14 protein-coding genes are annotated in these 15,823 nt (G+C 65.1%); 7 read left to right on the top strand and 7 right to left on the bottom strand.

All coding sequences use genetic code 11. The features are described from left to right. Window positions 1-2 precede the first annotated feature (2 nt). The 4 genes from QSV46_RS10090 to QSV46_RS10075 form a co-directional block, all read right to left on the bottom strand. On the bottom strand, window positions 3-953 hold the full coding sequence (locus QSV46_RS10090) for a xanthine dehydrogenase family protein subunit M (RefSeq protein WP_314949842.1): 951 nt from the start codon (window positions 951-953) through the stop codon (window positions 3-5). Then, window positions 950-1,606, bottom strand: coding sequence for an aldehyde dehydrogenase iron-sulfur subunit PaoA (gene paoA, locus QSV46_RS10085; protein WP_314949841.1), 657 nt, complete (start codon window positions 1,604-1,606; stop codon window positions 950-952). Before paoA ends, QSV46_RS10090 begins: the two co-directional genes overlap by 4 nt. A 204-nt stretch (window positions 1,607-1,810) precedes the next feature. Then, complete coding sequence (locus tag QSV46_RS10080; RefSeq protein WP_314949839.1) at window positions 1,811-2,449, bottom strand: DUF1109 domain-containing protein; 639 nt, start codon at window positions 2,447-2,449, stop codon at window positions 1,811-1,813. A 2-nt stretch (window positions 2,450-2,451) separates the two neighbouring features. Continuing rightward, window positions 2,452-2,994 carry a sigma-70 family RNA polymerase sigma factor gene (locus QSV46_RS10075; protein WP_314949838.1) on the bottom strand — a complete coding sequence of 181 codons (543 nt, stop codon included), beginning with the start codon at window positions 2,992-2,994 and terminating at the stop codon, window positions 2,452-2,454. A gap of 289 nt (window positions 2,995-3,283) precedes the next feature. On the opposite strand from QSV46_RS10075, the gene QSV46_RS10070 reads away from it, so the two are divergent. The 5 genes from QSV46_RS10070 to QSV46_RS10050 all read left to right on the top strand — a co-directional run bounded on the left by QSV46_RS10070 (window position 3,284) and on the right by QSV46_RS10050 (window position 8,445). Continuing rightward, window positions 3,284-3,934, top strand: coding sequence for a hypothetical protein (locus tag QSV46_RS10070; protein WP_314949837.1), 651 nt, complete (start codon window positions 3,284-3,286; stop codon window positions 3,932-3,934). 182 nt (window positions 3,935-4,116) lie between these two features. Continuing rightward, window positions 4,117-4,896 carry an enoyl-CoA hydratase gene (locus QSV46_RS10065; protein WP_314949836.1) on the top strand — a complete coding sequence of 260 codons (780 nt, stop codon included), beginning with the start codon at window positions 4,117-4,119 and terminating at the stop codon, window positions 4,894-4,896. Window positions 4,897-5,086: 190 nt separating this feature from the next. Further along, entirely contained in the window at window positions 5,087-6,517 is a 1,431-nt protein-coding gene (locus QSV46_RS10060; RefSeq protein ID WP_409997161.1) for a TolC family outer membrane protein, read from the top strand. Window positions 6,518-6,655: 138 nt separating this feature from the next. Beyond that, window positions 6,656-7,618, top strand: coding sequence for an amidohydrolase family protein (locus QSV46_RS10055; protein WP_314949833.1), 963 nt, complete (start codon window positions 6,656-6,658; stop codon window positions 7,616-7,618). Window positions 7,619-7,818: 200 nt separating this feature from the next. Next, window positions 7,819-8,445 (top strand): LysE family translocator, encoded by a 627-nt coding sequence (locus QSV46_RS10050; RefSeq protein WP_314949831.1) that lies wholly within the window; start codon window positions 7,819-7,821, stop codon window positions 8,443-8,445. Window positions 8,446-8,510: 65 nt separating this feature from the next. Here QSV46_RS10050 and QSV46_RS10045 read toward each other — a convergent pair whose 3' ends face one another. From QSV46_RS10045 to QSV46_RS10035, 3 genes are all read right to left on the bottom strand, one after another. Beyond that, the gene (locus QSV46_RS10045; RefSeq protein ID WP_314949830.1) at window positions 8,511-11,627 is read right to left on the bottom strand and encodes a CusA/CzcA family heavy metal efflux RND transporter; all 3,117 of its coding nucleotides are present in this window, start codon (window positions 11,625-11,627) and stop codon (window positions 8,511-8,513) included. 29 nt (window positions 11,628-11,656) lie between these two features. Beyond that, window positions 11,657-12,901 carry an efflux RND transporter periplasmic adaptor subunit gene (locus tag QSV46_RS10040; RefSeq protein WP_314949829.1) on the bottom strand — a complete coding sequence of 415 codons (1,245 nt, stop codon included), beginning with the start codon at window positions 12,899-12,901 and terminating at the stop codon, window positions 11,657-11,659. Between the two features lie 145 nt (window positions 12,902-13,046). After that, window positions 13,047-14,447, bottom strand: coding sequence for a CoA transferase (locus tag QSV46_RS10035; RefSeq protein WP_314949827.1), 1,401 nt, complete (start codon window positions 14,445-14,447; stop codon window positions 13,047-13,049). Window positions 14,448-14,501: 54 nt separating this feature from the next. On the opposite strand from QSV46_RS10035, the gene QSV46_RS10030 reads away from it, so the two are divergent. Both QSV46_RS10030 and QSV46_RS10025 read left to right on the top strand, forming a co-directional pair. Next, entirely contained in the window at window positions 14,502-14,789 is a 288-nt protein-coding gene (locus QSV46_RS10030; protein ID WP_008136644.1) for a hypothetical protein, read from the top strand. A 196-nt stretch (window positions 14,790-14,985) separates the two neighbouring features. After that, window positions 14,986-15,756: an SDR family NAD(P)-dependent oxidoreductase gene (locus QSV46_RS10025; RefSeq protein ID WP_314949821.1), complete on the top strand. Its 771-nt coding sequence runs from the start codon at window positions 14,986-14,988 to the stop codon at window positions 15,754-15,756. Window positions 15,757-15,823 lie beyond the last annotated feature (67 nt).

Below are 15,823 nucleotides of genomic sequence, written 5' to 3'. Positions count from 1 at the left end.
GCTCAGCCTTTCGCTTCGGTCAGCACTGCGCCAAGGGTCCGCTCCACCAGCGAGAGCTTGAATGCGTTCTCCTTGGTCGGCCTCGCGCCTTCGAGCAGGCGCGTGGCAACGGCGTTGGCCCCATGCGGCATTTCGGCATCGGCCGCCTCGACCCGCCACGGCTTGTGAGCAACACCGCCGATGGCGACCCGCCCTGTTCCGTCGCGCTGGACGATTGCTCCGACCGAGACCAAGGCGAACGCGTAGGACGCGCGGTCACGGACCTTTCGGTAGATATGCGTTCCGCCAACCGGCCTTGGCAGCGTCACGGACGTGATCAACTCGCCTGACGCCAGTGTCGTCTCGATGTGCGGGGTGTCGCCCGGCAGACGGTGGAGATCGGCAATCGGGATATCCCGAATGGAGCCGTCCGGTCGAACCGTCTGCACGGTCGCATCGAGCGCACGCATGCCAATCGCCATGTCGCTCGGATGCGTCGCGATGCAGGCGGCGCTCGCGCCGATGACCGCATGCTGGCGGGTTGCGCCACCGATGGCGGCACAGCCGCTGCCGGGGCTGCGCTTGTTGCACTTCTGGTTGGTGTCATAGAAATAGGGGCAACGCGTCCGTTGCAGCAGATTGCCGGCGGTGGTCGCCTTGTTGCGCAATTGTCCGGACGCGCCGGCTAGCAGCGCGCGCGACAGCAGGGCATAGTCGCGCCGGATCCGCTCGTCGGCAGCCAGCGTCGTGTTGCGCACGAGCGCGCCGATGCGAAGTCCGCCGTCGGGCGTCGGTTCGATCTTGTCGAATCCGAGGCCGTTGACGTCCACCAGATGGGACGGTGTCTCGATCTCGAGCTTCATCAGATCGAGCAGATTGGTGCCGCCGGCGATGAATTTTGCATTGCCGTTGCTGACGGCCGCGGATGCCGCCGCCGCAGGCGAATTCGCCTTCTCATAGGTAAAGGACTTCATGCGGGCCTCCCGGCGACCTCGGTGATCGCCTCGGCAATGTTGGAATAGGCCCCGCAACGGCAGATGTTGCCGCTCATGCGCTCGCGAAGCTCGGCGTTCGTCAGTTGCGGCGCCGCGTTGAGATCGGCGGTGACGTGGCTTGGAATTCCGGCCTTGATCTCCTGGAGCACTGAAACCGCCGAGCAGATCTGTCCCGGCGTGCAATAGCCGCACTGAAAGCCGTCGTGCTTGACGAACGCCGCCTGCATCGGATGCATCTGCTCCGGCGAGCCGAGTCCCTCGATCGTCGTGACGCTGTCGCCCTCATGCATGACCGCGAGCGTCAGGCATGAATTGATGCGCTGCCCGCCGACGATCACGGTGCAGGCGCCGCACTGGCCGTGATCGCAACCCTTCTTCGTGCCGGTGAGATGAAGATGTTCACGCAGGGCATCGAGGAGCGTGGTCCTCGTGTCCAGCTTCAACGCCCGGGCCTCGCCGTTGACGCTGAAGGAAACCGTTGCCGACGCCGGGGCCTCCCCGGAAGGCAGTGGGAGTCCGGTCGCGGAATTCTGAGCGCTGGCCGCTCGCGCGCCGGCTCCGATCGCAACCGTCGTGGCGGTTCCGATCAGGAGGTTCCGCCGCGACATTTCTAACGCGCTGGGTTTTCGCATGGCTGGGCATATCCCTCGCTACAGCAGCGTCCATCGACGCCCCGGATAGAAATCGTCCAGCCGAAGTTAGTTTCCCGACGTGAGCGGGATTAGCCGTTCACGAGCGCATGAGCCTATTAGCGTCATTCATGAATGCAGGCGCGATGGGGCCGTCGAAGCCGGACGTTGCGGATGCGCAACGTACCGCAACTTGCACGGGCTACTTCAGTAGCGCAGGACCCTCGAGCCGACCGCAGCGCCGATCGCGGTCACGAGCGCGGTCGCGGTCGTGTACCAGGTCGCGACGAACAGCGGCGAGTCGTCGGTGCAGTGCGAGGCGTAGAGCGTTGCGGCGAGCCCGGCCGAGACCAGGCCGGCGAGCGCCCCTGCCAGCGCGGGGCGCGACGGCGCGCCGTGGCGCAGGCCGAACAGCGCGCCCGCAAGCAGCGGCAGCGACATCGCCGGGATCGCAAACAGGCACACCCGCGAGTTCTTGCCGACCATTCGCATCGTCATCGGCATCGCCGGCGCCATCATCGCCTCGCTGCCGATCGCAACCGCCAGCAGCCCGACGGGAAGCAGCAGCAGCCAGCCCCAGCCGCGCATCAAGGCTTCGGGCCGCGACAGATGCAGGCTGACGATGATCGCCGGGATCGCGAGCGACAGCGTGACCGCGAATTTCATGTCGAAGAACGGATTGTGCATGGCGCTCATCACGTCAGGCCGTACGCCGAGAAAGGTCGCGAAGATCAGGATCGACAGGGGTGCGGCGACCAGCAGCGCCATGGTCAGCACGGCGCCGACGCGCGGCGCCCGATGGGCGTTGTCGGCCGCGAGCGTGCGAATGAGTTGATCGGTATCCATGACTAGTCCCGCAGTTTGGCAGTCAGTGCCGCAAGTCCGCGATGCAGCGCGACCCGCACCGCACCTTCGCTCATCGCATATTTTGCCGCCGTGTCCTTGATCGAGGCGCTATCGACCGCAATCGACTGCAACACGTCGCGCTGGCGCTGCGGCAGGGTACCGAGTTGGCTGGCGACCTCGTTCGCCGAGGCCGTCTCCTGCGGCACCTCGCCCGGCAGCGTTTCGGCGAAATCGTCGATGTTGACGAAGATCCGCCTGCCCCGCCGCCGCAGCGCATCGATCAGCTTGTTGCGGGCGATCGCAAACAGCCACGGGGCGAACGGGGCTTCGCTGTCCCAGGTGTGCCGCTTCAGATGCACCGCCAACAGAATCTCCTGCACGATATCCTCGGCCTGATCGGGAGGCTGCCCGGCCCGCGCCAGGCCCCGCCTCGCGGCAGCGCGCAGCACCGGCGTGACCGCCTTCAACAGGCGATGATAGGCCGCGTCATCGCCTGCCATGGCCGACCGCATCAGGCCGGTCCACTCGTCCTCACGTCCGCGCACGCGCGCCCTCACCATTGCAATTCGGCCGCTCTTTCAATTTGTTACGCCTGAATCCATTCGATCACGAATTCGTGATCCGATGGGCGCCTCACTGTCCGATGCAGCCGCAAAACCTCGAGGCTCATAACACCGATCGGTCCGTTCCGCACCCGGCGGCCGGCCCCTGCGAAATGATTTGCCGCGGTTTTGCCCGGTCTGGCCCGAAGATTCCCATTTTCTGCCCCGCTGTGGTCACGCCCCGGGGTCTCAGTTCGCCCTCGGGACGGGCGGAATTGGGGAGATCGTCAACATGATGAAAGCCAGCGGACACGCGGCATTGATCCTTCTTGCCGGGCTTTTCTTGCTGTTCGGAGGCACCGTACAGGCAGCGCCGAACTCGGCCGGCAAATCGGACAGCGCGGGCAAACAGGCCGACACAGTCAAGCCCAGCAAGCAGCGGCGCCACACCGCGCGCCAAGGCGACAGCGGCAAGGCGGTGCAGAAATCCGGCGACAAGGCCGAGAAGGACGCCGCGGCCAAGACCGACGAGGCGAAGGCCAACACCGACGCGCTGGCCTCCAGCCAGATGCCGCCGCAAGTCGCCAACGCCAATGCGCAGCTTGCCGCCACCGACACGCCGACGGCTGCCGCGGCTTCCGCGATGACGGGCCGCGCCAACGACAATTTGCAGGCCGCCGCCGACAATACCGCCGCCCCGAATGCCGACAGTCAGGTCGTCGAGCCCGACCAGCTCAACGACATCGACCGCGCGCTGCAACAGGACAGCCCGCCGCCGCAGAAGGCGGTGATTGCTGCAACCGAGCTGCAGCCGCGGCCGGCTCCGGTCATGGCGAGCAGCCAGAACTCGGCCTGGGACCAGAGCTCCCTGATCGGCAAGATCTTCATCGGCGTCGGCACGCTGCTGACGCTGGCCTCTGCGGCGCGGATGTTCATGGCCTGAATCGCGGCCTGGATCTTGACCTGGATCTCGGCCTGGATCTTGGCCTGATCTTTGGTCCGGCGGACCTCGTCCGGAACGCGCCCACCGCGCGTTCCGGCGGGCTCGTTCCCAGCTTTGGTCCCCCTTGAAGGCATCCGCGGCAGCGGGCACATTGCCCGCCCAATCAAACGCGTGGGTGGAGCATGAGCACGTTCGAACACATCATCGTCGAAGGCATCGGTGCGGTCGGCATCATCAAGCTGAACCGGCCGAAGATGCTCAACGCGCTCTCCTTCGGCGTCTTCCGCGAGATTGCAGCGGCCGTCGACGATCTCGAGAGCGATGATGCCATCGGCTGCATCGTCGTGACCGGCAGCGAGAAAGCCTTTGCCGCCGGCGCCGACATCAAGGAGATGCAGCCGAAGGGCTTCATCGACATGTTCTCCGAGGATTTCGCCGCGATTGGCGGCGACCGCCTCGCGCGCTGCCGCAAGCCGACCATCGCCGCGGTCGCGGGCTACGCGCTCGGCGGCGGCTGCGAGCTCGCCATGATGTGCGACTTCATCATCGCCGCCGACACCGCCAAGTTCGGCCAGCCCGAAATCACGCTCGGCACCATTCCGGGTATCGGCGGTACCCAGCGCCTGACCCGCGCCATCGGCAAGTCCAAGGCGATGGACCTCTGCCTCACCGGCCGCATGATGGATGCGGCGGAAGCCGAGCGCAGCGGCCTCGTCAGCCGCATTGTACCCGCTGACAAGCTCATGGACGAGGTGATGGCGGCGGCGGAGAAGATCGCCGCGATGTCGCGGCCCGCGGTCGCGATGGCCAAGGAAGCGGTCAATCGCGCCTTCGAAACCACGCTCGCCGAGGGCATGAGCGTCGAGCGCAACCTGTTCCACGCAACCTTCGCGCTGGAAGACCGCTCCGAAGGCATGGCCGCCTTCATCGAGAAGCGCAAGCCGGTGAACAAGAACCGGTAAATCCGGCGAACGGTCAGGCTGGTGTAAGACACTGCCGCTTCCGCGGCAGAACCGCTGTGACGGACCTGCAACAAGCACGGAATAGATGGGGGTTTTCCCCGCGGCAGTTTGCCTGCGGGACCTCGGCTGGTTAAACAGTTAAGAGGGCCGTCGTCGGCGGGGGCGGACAGCCGGGATTTAGCGGGATTACATGATTGGGCGTGCCGCCAGAGCTGGTCGCGTGATGACGCGGCGTCGATCGGGCGCAGGTCCCGTGCTTGCGACATGGACCGCGCTGGCGCTCTGTTGCGCCCTGCCCTCCACTGCATGGGCGGAAGCCCTGCCGGAGGCGCTCGCCAAGGCGTACCAGACCAATCCTCAGCTCAATGCCGAGCGTGCGCGGCAACGCGCCACGGATGAGAACGTGCCGCAGGCGCTCGCCGGCTACCGGCCGCAGATCGTGGCGAGCCTGAGCGCCGGCCTGCAATCGGTGCGCAACCTGCTGCCCGACAACACCATCCAGACCGGAAACCTGAAACCCTGGATCATCGGCGTCACCGTGACGCAGACCCTGTTCAACGGCTTCCGCACCGCCAACAGCGTGCGCGCCGCCGAACTCCAGGTGCAGTCCGGCCGCGAGGCGCTGCGCAACGTGGGCCAGGGCGTGCTGCTCGACGCGGTGACCGCCTACACCAACGTGCTGGCCAACCAGTCGCTGGTCGAGGCGCAACGTTCCAACGTCGCGTTCCTGCGCGAGACCCTCGCCGTCACCCAGCGCCGCCTCAACGCCGGCGATGTCACGCCGACCGACAGTGCCCAGGCCGAGGCGCGTCTCAATCGCGGCCTTGCCGATCTCAACGCCGCCGAAGTCGCGCTGGCGGTGAGCCAGGCGGTGTACGCGCAGGTGATCGGCAATGCTCCGTCGCAGCTTCGGGCCGCCGAAGTGGTCGACCGCTATCTGCCGAAGAGCCGCGAGGATGCGCTGACGATGGCGATCCGCCAGCATCCGGCCGTGATGGCGGCGGGCTTCGACGTTGATGTCGCCTCCACCAACATCCGCATCGCCGAGGGCGCGCTGCTGCCGAGCGCCAGCGTCCAGGGCAGCGCCAGCAAGAGTCGCAACAACGACCCGACGCTCGGCACTTTCGCCGAAGACCAGGCCTCGATCGTCGCCAACGTCACCGCGCCGATCTACGACGGCGGCCAGGCCGCCGCACAGACCCGGCAGGCCAAGGAGATCACGGCGCAGAGCCGGCTCGTGCTCGATCAGATTCGCAACCAGGCGCGCACCGCAGCGACCAGTGCCTGGGTTGCCAATGAAGGTGCCAAGATCGCAGTCTCGGCCTCGGAGTCCGAGGTGAAGGCGGCGACCGTCGCGCTCCAGGGCGTGCAGCGCGAGGCCACCGGCGGACAGCGCACGACGGTCGACGTGCTGAACTCGCAGGCCGATCTGATCCAGGCCAAGGCCCGCCTGATCGGCGCGCTGCGGGACCGCGTGATCGCGTCCTACACCCTGCTCAGCGCGGTCGGCCATCTCGACGTCAAGACCTTGAACCTGAACACGCCGGACTACCTGCCCGAAGTGCACTACCAGCAGGTCCGCGACGCCTGGCACGGTTTGCGCACCCCGTCGGGGCAGTAGACGTTCGCCGGCATTTGCTGTGCCCGGGTCCTCGTATCTCGACGCGACGCAGCCGGGTTGCGGGACAGGGCATCCACCACCCCCTCGACGGGCGAAATATGCTATCCTTCCGGCAACGATAAAACCGGGAGAGAAACTATGCTCAATCGACGCAGCATCCTGCTTGCCTCTTTGGCCGCCGGAGTAGCCATGACCAGCAAAGCCCAGGCCCGCGCGGCGCAGCCCGCGATGCCGGTGAATTTCGACGTCCCGGCGCATGCCTGCGACTGCCACACGCACATCCATGGCGACGTCGAAAAGTTTCCGTTCTTCGCCGGGCGCGTCTACACGCCGGAGCCGGCGAGCCCCGAAGAAATGGCCGCGCTGCACAAGGCTTTGCACATCGAGCGCGTGGTGATCGTCACGCCGAGTGTCTACGGCACCGACAATTCCTCGACGCTGTTCGGCATGAAGGCGCGCGGCACAACCGCGCGCGGGGTCGCGGTGATCGACGACAAGACGTCGGAGGCCCAGCTCGACGCGATGCACCAGGACGGCTTCCGCGGCATCCGCCTCAATCTCGCGACCGGCGGCGTCAACGATCCCAATGTCGGCCGGCCGCGCTTCACCGCCGCCGTCGAGCGCATGAAGGCGCGCGGCTGGCACGTGCAGCTCTACACCACGCTTGCCATGATCTCGGCGATCAAGGATCTCGTCGAGACGGCGCCGGTGCCCGTCGTGTTCGACCATTTCGGCGGCCTCGAAGCCGCGCGCGGCCTGGAGCAGCCGGGCTTCTCCGATCTCGTCGCGCTGGTGAAGTCCGGAAAGGCCTATGTGAAGATCTCCGGCGCCTACCGGTCTTCAAAGCTTGCACCCGACTATCAGGACATGGTGCCGTTCGCGCAGGCGCTGATCGCGGCGAACGCGGACCGCATCGTCTGGGGTACCGACTGGCCACATCCGGATTCGAGCCGGGTCGAGGGACGCAAGGCCACCGACATCGCGCCGCTCTACCAGATCGATGATGGCCGCCTGCTCAACCAGCTTCCGGTGTGGGCGCCGGATGCGGACGTGCGCAAGAAGATCCTGGCCGACAATCCGGCGCGGCTTTACGGGTTCTGAGTCGCGACACGGGCGATCAGGTTCAACGACATGCGACCGGTTCCACATTGAGCAGTGGAACCGTTGTCGCGAGAGCACAACGACAATGGACTCACACGAACGTGTTCGTGTTTGCTTTCGCTTCTCACCCGTATGGTTGAAGCGGCAATTCGTTTTCGTCGGTACGCACATGCACAGATTTCATCTGTTCGTGCGGTCGCATGCCTTTATCGCATTATCTTGCCGCGCTTTTCTCCGGCATGGGAATTGGTTTCACCGTCGCCGCCCCGATCGGGCCGATGGGCATGCTGTGCATTCAGCGCACATTGGCATCGGGCATGGCCACAGGCCTCGCAACAGGTTTCGGTGCAGCAACTGTGCATCTCACCTACAGCGCCTTTGCGGTTCTGGGCCTCGGCTCGCTCGCACAGCCATGGGTCGAGGCGAACGCGGCGGCCGTAGGCATCGTCTCCGCTCTCACGCTGCTGTGGTTCGCGATGCGGGCCCATCGCGGTTCCATCGCGCTTGAGGAGACCGGCGAGATCGACAAAGTGCGTCTGGCGCGCGCCTATCTCAGCGCCATGGCGCTCGGGTTCACCAATCCGCTGACGGTCATCCTGTTTCTGGCGGCTCTGCACGCATTCTCTGCGCAGGCCGCGGCGGCACCGCTGCTCGCGGGAGTTTTCGTCGGCTCCGCGGTCTGGTGGATGATGCTCAGCACGATCGTCGCCACCGCGCGATCACGGCTGACGCCGCGGATGCTGTCGTTGAGCAGCCGGTTCGCGAGCCTGATGCTGCTCGGGCTCGGCACCACGATGCTGATACGGATCGCGCAGCGGATGTTGTGAGAGAGAGCATGATCCGGAAAAGTGTGTAGCGCTTGTCCGACAAGATCATGCTCAAACAATGAGCGTCAGCGCGCGCGGCGGGAGAAGAAGGAGATCAGCACCGGCAAGGTCACCAGGATCACGACCGGCGCGAGCATCATGCCGGTGACGACGACGACGGCGAGCGGCTTCTGCACCTGCGAGCCGATGCCTTCCGACAGCGCCGCCGGCAACAGGCCGACGCCCGCCACGACGCAAGTCATCAGCACGGGCCGGAGCTGCAGCTCGCCGGTGCGTATCACCGCACTCACGCGGTCCATGCCTTCTTCGATCAGCTGGTTGAACTGCGACAGGATGATGATGCCGTCCATTACCGCGATGCCGAACAGCGCGATGAAGCCGATCGCCGCGGAGACGCTGAAGGCGGTGCCGGTGATCAAGAGGCCGAGCACGCCGCCGAAGATCGCCATCGGGATCACGCTCATGGCGAGCAGCGTGTCGGTCATCGAGCCGAAATTGAACCAGAGCAGGACGCCGATCAGCGCCAGCGAGATCGGCACCACGATCGAGAGCCGGCGGATCGCGTCCTGGAGATTGCCGAACTCGCCGACCCATTCCATGCGCGAACCGGGCGGCAGATGCACCTGCTCGGCGATCTTCCGCTGCGCCTCGCGGATCGCACTGCCGAGGTCGCGATCGCGCACCGAGAACTTGATCGGCAGATAGCGCTCCTGCTGCTCGCGGTAGACATAGGCCGCACCGGAGACGAGGCTGATGGTGGCGACCTCGCTCAGGGGAATCTGCGTGACGGTGCCGTTCGGGCCGGGCGCGCCGATGCGCAAATTCTGGATCGCTTCGGCGCTCCGGCGATATTCCGGCGCGAGGCGGACGATGATCGGGAAGTGGCGGTCGGAGCCGGGCTCGTAGAGATCGCCCGCGGTATCGCCGCCGATCGCGACCTTGATGGTGGCGTTGATGTCGCCGGGCGCGAGCCCGTAGCGGGCGGCCTTGGCGCGGTCGATGTCGATCTGGACGGTCGGTTGGCCGAGCGAGGTGAACACCGCCAGATCGGTCACGCCCTGCACGGTCGACAGCACCGACTTGATCTTGTTGGCGGTATCGGTGAGCGCCTGGAGATCGCTGCCGAACAGCTTGATCGAGTTCTCGCCCTTCACGCCGGAGACCGCTTCGGAGACGTTGTCCTGGAGATATTGCGAGAAGTTGAACTCGACGCCGGGGAAGCGGTCGTCGAGCTGCTTGAGCAGTTGTGCGGTCAGCTCCTCCTTGTCGCGCGTGCCGGGCCATTGGCTGGCCGGCTTCAAGGGCGCGAAGAACTCGGCGTTGAAGAAGCCGGCCGCATCGGTGCCATCGTCGGGGCGGCCGTGCTGCGACACCACCGATTCCACTTCCGGCCGGGCACGGATCACCTTGCGCATCTCGTTGACATAGGAGTTGCCCTCCTGGAGCGAGATGGTCGGCGGCAGCGTGGCGCGAATCCAGAGATTGCCTTCTTCCAGCTTGGGCAGGAATTCGAGGCCGAGCAGCCGCGTGAGCGCGACCGTCATCAGCACGAGGCCGACTGAGGCGCCGAGCATGATGCCACGGTTGGCGACCGCCCAGTTCAGCACAGGCATGTAGATCCGGTGCAGGATCTGCATGATCCTGGTCTCGGTCTCATGAACATGCGCCGGCAGGATGATCGCGGACAGCGCAGGGGTCACGGTGAACGTCGCAAGCAGGCCGCCGGCAAGCGCATAGGCATAAGTGCGCGCCATCGGCCCGAAGATGTTGCCTTCGACGCCGGAGAGCGTGAACAGCGGCAGGAACGCCGCGATGATGATCGCCGCGGCAAAGAAGATCGAGCGCGAAACGTCGGCCGCGGCGCTGAGGATGGCATGGCTCTTCATGCCGAACAGCGTCTCGTTCGACATCTGCTCTGTTTCCGACATCGGCGTCGTCTGCGTCAGGCGGCGGAAGATCGCCTCCACCATGATGACCGTGGCATCGACGATCAGGCCGAAATCGATGGCGCCGACCGACAGCAGGTTCGCCGATTCCCCGCGCAGCACCAGGATGATCACGGCGAAGAACAGCGCGAACGGAATCGTGGCGCCGACGATCAGCGCGCTCCGCAAATCACCGAGGAAGATCCACTGCAACAGCACGATCAGCACAATGCCTACCACCATGTTGTGCAGCACGGTATGGGTAGTGAGCTCGATCAGATCGCCGCGGTCGTAGATTCGCTCGATGCGCACGCCGGGCGGCAGGATGCTGGACTCGTTGATGGTTTGAACGAGCTGGTGGACGCGCTTGATGGTCGGCGAGCTCTGCTCGCCGCGGCGCATCAGGACGATGCCCTGCACGATGTCGTCGGCCTCGTCGAGGCCGGCGATACCGAGACGGGGCTTCTGGCCGACTGTGACGGTGGCGACGTCCTTGACCAGCACCGGATTGCCGCCTGTCTGCGAGACCATGGTATTGGCGAGATCGTCGATCGAACGGATCAGGCCGACGCCGCGCACCACCGCCGATTGCTGGCCGATATTGACGGTGTTGCCGCCGACATTGACGTTGGCATTGCCGACCGCCTGGAGCAGTTGCGGCAGCGTCAGGCCGTTCGCGACCAGCTTGTTGAAGTCGACCTGGATCTCGTAGGTCTTGCTCTTGCCGCCCCACCCGGTGACGTCGATCACGCCCGGCACGGCGCGGAAGCGGCGCTGGAGCACCCAATCCTGGATGGTCTTGAGATCGAGCACGCTGTAGTTCGGCGGACCGACGAGGCGGTAGCGGAAGATTTCGCCGATCGGGCTGAGCGGAGAGATCTGTGGCTGCACGTTGCCCGGCAAAGGTGCGAGCTGCGCCAAGCGGTTCAGCACCTGCTGCTGCGCCTCGTCATAGGTGTAGGCGAAGGAGAACTGGAGTTTGACGTCGGAGAGGCCGTAGAGCGAAATGGTGCGGACGGTCGTGAGGTTCTTCAGGCCCGCGACCTGGGTCTCGATCGGGATCGTGATGTAGCGCTCGATCTCTTCCGCCGACAGGCCCGGACTTTGCGTCACGATGTCGACCATCGGCGGGGTCGGGTCGGGATAGGCTTCGATGTTGAGCTGGTTGAAGGCGATCAGGCCGCCGGTCAACACGGCGACGAACATGCCGACCATCAGGAAGCGCCGGTTGACGGCGAGAGCGACGAGACGATCCATTCAGGTCTTCAATTTTCTTGGGTCGTCGATCAGCTGCCGGACGCCGCGCGGTCGATGAACAAGCTGCCCCTGGTGATGATCTGTTCGCCGGGCTTCAGGTTGCTGGTGACCTCGACGAGATTGCCGTTGATGAGGCCGATCTTGATCTGGCGCAGCTCGACCGACTTGTCCTCGCGAGCAACCCAGATGCGGACCTGGTCGCCTTCATAGATCAGCGCCTGCTTCGGCACCGCGGGCGCTGCACGGTCGCCGGCCGAATAGATCGTGACGTTGGCGAACATCTCCGGCTTCAGCGCGCCGTCCTTGTTGTCGATGGTGGCCCGGACCAGCAGGCGCCGCGTGGCGGGGTCGATCGCCGTGGCCACGTAGTTGATCTTGGCCGTCAGCGGACGCCCCGGGAGCGCCATCACATTGACGGTGATATCCTGCCCGATGCACATCGCGGCCGCATCGCTCTCGCGCACGAAGGCGGTAAGCCAAACGGTGGAGAGATCGCCGACCACGAACACAGGATCGCTGGCGCCGGCGCTGACATACTGGCCGGGGCCGATCTTGCGCTGCACGACGGTGCCGGAGATCGGCGAGTAGATCGTGACCTCCGGATTGATCGCGCCCTTGTCCTGGAACGCCTTGATGGTCTCGTCGGTGAAGCCGAGGATACGCAGCTTGTTGCGCGCGGCCTCCATCGCCGTCCCCGAGGAGCGCAGGTCGTTCTGCGCCTGGACCTGGGTCGCTTCTGCCTGCTGATAATCCTTCAGCGGAATGGCATGGCCCTCGTAGAGATCCTTGGCGCGTTTGAACTGGATGTCGGCAAGATCAATCGCCGACTTCGCCTTGTTCTGCGCAGTCATCGCCGCGATGAAATCGTTCTGGGCCTGCACGGTATCGGCGGCCTCGATGGTGAACAATGGTTGACCTTGCTTCAGCATCTCGCCCGGCTTGGCGAGAAGCTTGGTGACCCGGCCTGCATAGGGCGAGAACACCGGCGTCGAACGATCCTCGTCGACTGCGACTTTGCCCTCGGTGATATATTCGGCCCGGAAGGTCTTGGCCTTGACCGGTTCGATCGTCAGCGTCGCCCATTCGGACGGTGTCGGCGTGAAGTTCTGCGCATTCCTGCGCGACTGGCTGGAAATCTCCGAGTGCTTCTTTTCCTTCGGCCCCGCATGGAGGAAGCCGTAGGCCCCGGCACCGGCAAGAGCTAGTAAAACTACGGATGCGATCACCCGTCGTTTTGTAACCGCCTGCAATCTCTTGGTATTTTCAACTACCATGGGGCCCGGTCGTGTCTGCGACGATCTCGGCAGACGACTGCCTTATCGATCGCGCTAATAGTGCCGAATTGGGATTTCAAACAACCTAAAAAACGCCTCGCACCTTTCGAACTGAGTTAAAATATTGCGACGTGTCAGCTTCACGTCAGCTTTGCACCGGCCACTGTGCCGGATGACTGCCGAGCGGCATCGCAGGACGGCTCCATTCTGCCGGCGTCGTCGACAGCAGCGCCGAATGGCGCACCGCCTTCAACGTGCCGAATCCAGATGGCATGCTCTCGATGAATGCTGCATGTACGGCCTCCCCCGTAAGATCCGGGATGTTCAGGCCACCATCGAGCCGGCCGAGATTCCACAGCCAGCGCCCGGTCTGGGCCAGCGACACGCGAACGTGCCAGCTGCCGCCTTCGCGGGCCTGGCGCGCCTTGGCCATCATCGCGCCGAATGCCATCAGGTAGCCGGTGGCGTGGTCGAGTATCTGTGCCGGCAATTCCTTGGGGCCGTCAATGCCGGCGGCCTGTCCTTCGGCGTGGTTGAAGCCGGTCGTCGTCTGCACCAGCGAGTCGAAACCACGCCGCTCGGCCCAGGGGCCGGCGTGGCCATAGGCGGATAGCGTAACGTAGACGATACCTGGACTGATCTGCGCTGTGTGCTCCGGCGCGAAGCCGAGAGCGGCGAGCGAATGCGGGCGATAGCCTTGCGAAAAGATATCGGCGTCCCTCAACAGCGCGCGCATCTGCGCCCTGCCCGCCTCGCGCTTCAGTTCAATGAAGGTGGTGAGCTTGCCGCGGCCCGTGTCGATGGAGAGCCAGGGAATGGCGGGGAGCTCCGGGCCTGAGATGAGCAGCACATCGGCACCGTGCGCGGCGAGCGTGCGGCCGGCAACGGGGCCTGCGATGACACGGGACAGATCCAGCACGCGAAGGCCCGCAAGCGGGCGATCGCCCTTTGGCCACGGCTTTGGTGCGGCCTCGCCGATCTTCTCGATCGAGATCAGCGGCAGTTCAGCGAGCGCACGCGCCTGCGGCAGCGCCGACCATTCGTCGTAACTCCGCATCAGCGCAACGACGCCACCCGCCGCATAGGCCGCCGTTTCAAAATCCTCGCCCTTCCACTGCATCAGCGCAGCCTGCACCTTCTCGCGCTCGGGTTCGCAGCCGAGCACCTTGCAGACGGCGTCGCGATGATGCGGGAAATTGGTGTGGCAGCGGACGAAGCGCTCGTCGCCGGTTTTGTAAACGCCCGCGATGGCGTCCCAGGCCGGAGGCGGCGGGTTGTCGTCGAGGCGCCAATAGCGCTCCGAACGGCATTCGGCGACGGCGTGGCGCATGTCGACGGAGACATCCTGCGCCTCCCCACTGCGCAGTCTCCATATCTCGGCAGCGGCGAGGCCGGCGGCAGCGATCGTGGTCTGGCCGGCGACAGCGACGCGAAATGACGATGGGATCTGCGGCTCCTCGCCGGTCAGCCGCACACGGCCGAGCGCGGCAGAATCTCCGCCGATGGAGCTCCAGATATCGCTGAGAATGCCGGCAGGGCTTTGCATGACTGCATCTCTCCCTTATTTTCCCGAGCTTCCATCAGCGCACAAAGGAACGCAATGGCCGCCATCGATCCCCTCACCGCCGGCGCCGTGTTCATCGCAACGGCGGCCACCGACGCGGTCTATGTCATGTTCACCTCGGCCGTGATCGCGCGCAAACGCGTGCCGGCGGCGAACTGGAGCGCGGTCTGGTACCTGCTCTCCTCTTACGCCGTGATCAGCTACACCGAGAATGCGTTCTACGTTGCCTTCGCGGCAATCGGCTCCTGGGCCGGCGCCTATGCGTCACTGACCTTCCTGCATCGTCCGCCCGGCGGCCCGCCGGTGGGGGCTGCGCCAGAGTGAACGGGCGCGCTCCTGACCATTTACTCGGTGTCATCGTCCGCGAAGGCGGATGATCCAGTATCCCAGAGACACTGATATAGAGCCGGGACGTCACGGCGTACTGGATACCCCGCTTTCGCGGGGTATGACACCGACAACGACTTCGATATCTTCACGCGACGAGGCTTCGCACGACCAACAAGAAGGAAAGTCAACAATGGATCTCGGTCTCAAGGGAAAGAACGCCATCGTCCTCGGCGGCACGCGCGGCATCGGGCGGGCGATTGCGGCGACGCTGGCTGATGAAGGCAGCAATGTCGCGGTATGCGCGCGCAACGCGGATCAGGTTGCCGCCACCGTCGCCGAACTGAAAGCCAGCGGTATCCGCGCCACCGGCGGTCCGGTCGACGTCACCGACGGCGCGGCGCTGAAATCCTGGATCGAGACTGCTGCAAAAGAGCTCGGCCGCGTCGATATGCTGTTCTCCAACGCGGGCGCGATGGCGCAAGGCCACGATGCCGCGTCGTGGGAACAGAATTTTCGGCTTGACCTGCTCGGCGCCGTGCATGCGTTCGACGCCGCACGGCCCTTCCTCGAAGCCAGCGGAGAGGCAAGCGGTGACGCCGCCTTCGTCATCATCTCCTCGATTTCGGCGGCACAGGCCGATCTCGCCAGCTCCTACGGCCCGATCAAGGCGGCGCTGATCCACATGGCCAAGGGGCTGGCTCGGCAATACGCCAAGAAGAAAATCCGCGTCAACGTGGTGTCGCCCGGCACGGTCTATTTCAAGGGCGGCGTCTGGAACATGATCGAGCAGAACATGCCCGAGCGTTACAACGACGCGATGAAGCGCAATCCGACCGGACGCATGGCGACGCCGCAGGAGATCGCGAGCGCGGCGGTGTTTCTGGCGAGCCCAGTGTCGGGGTTCACCACGGGTTCCAACCTCGTCGTGGATGGTGCGATCTCGAACCGGGTGAATTTTTAGAGGGCACACTGTCATCGCCCGACTTGACCGGGCGATCCAGTATTCCAGAGGCAGCGCGGCTGGATCC

This window comes from Bradyrhizobium cosmicum (genome assembly GCF_032290525.1).
Classification (GTDB): domain Bacteria; phylum Pseudomonadota; class Alphaproteobacteria; order Rhizobiales; family Xanthobacteraceae; genus Bradyrhizobium; species Bradyrhizobium cosmicum_A.
The sequence above is the reverse complement of the archived record's forward strand: the minus strand, read 5'-3'. Positions and strand labels throughout refer to the sequence as shown.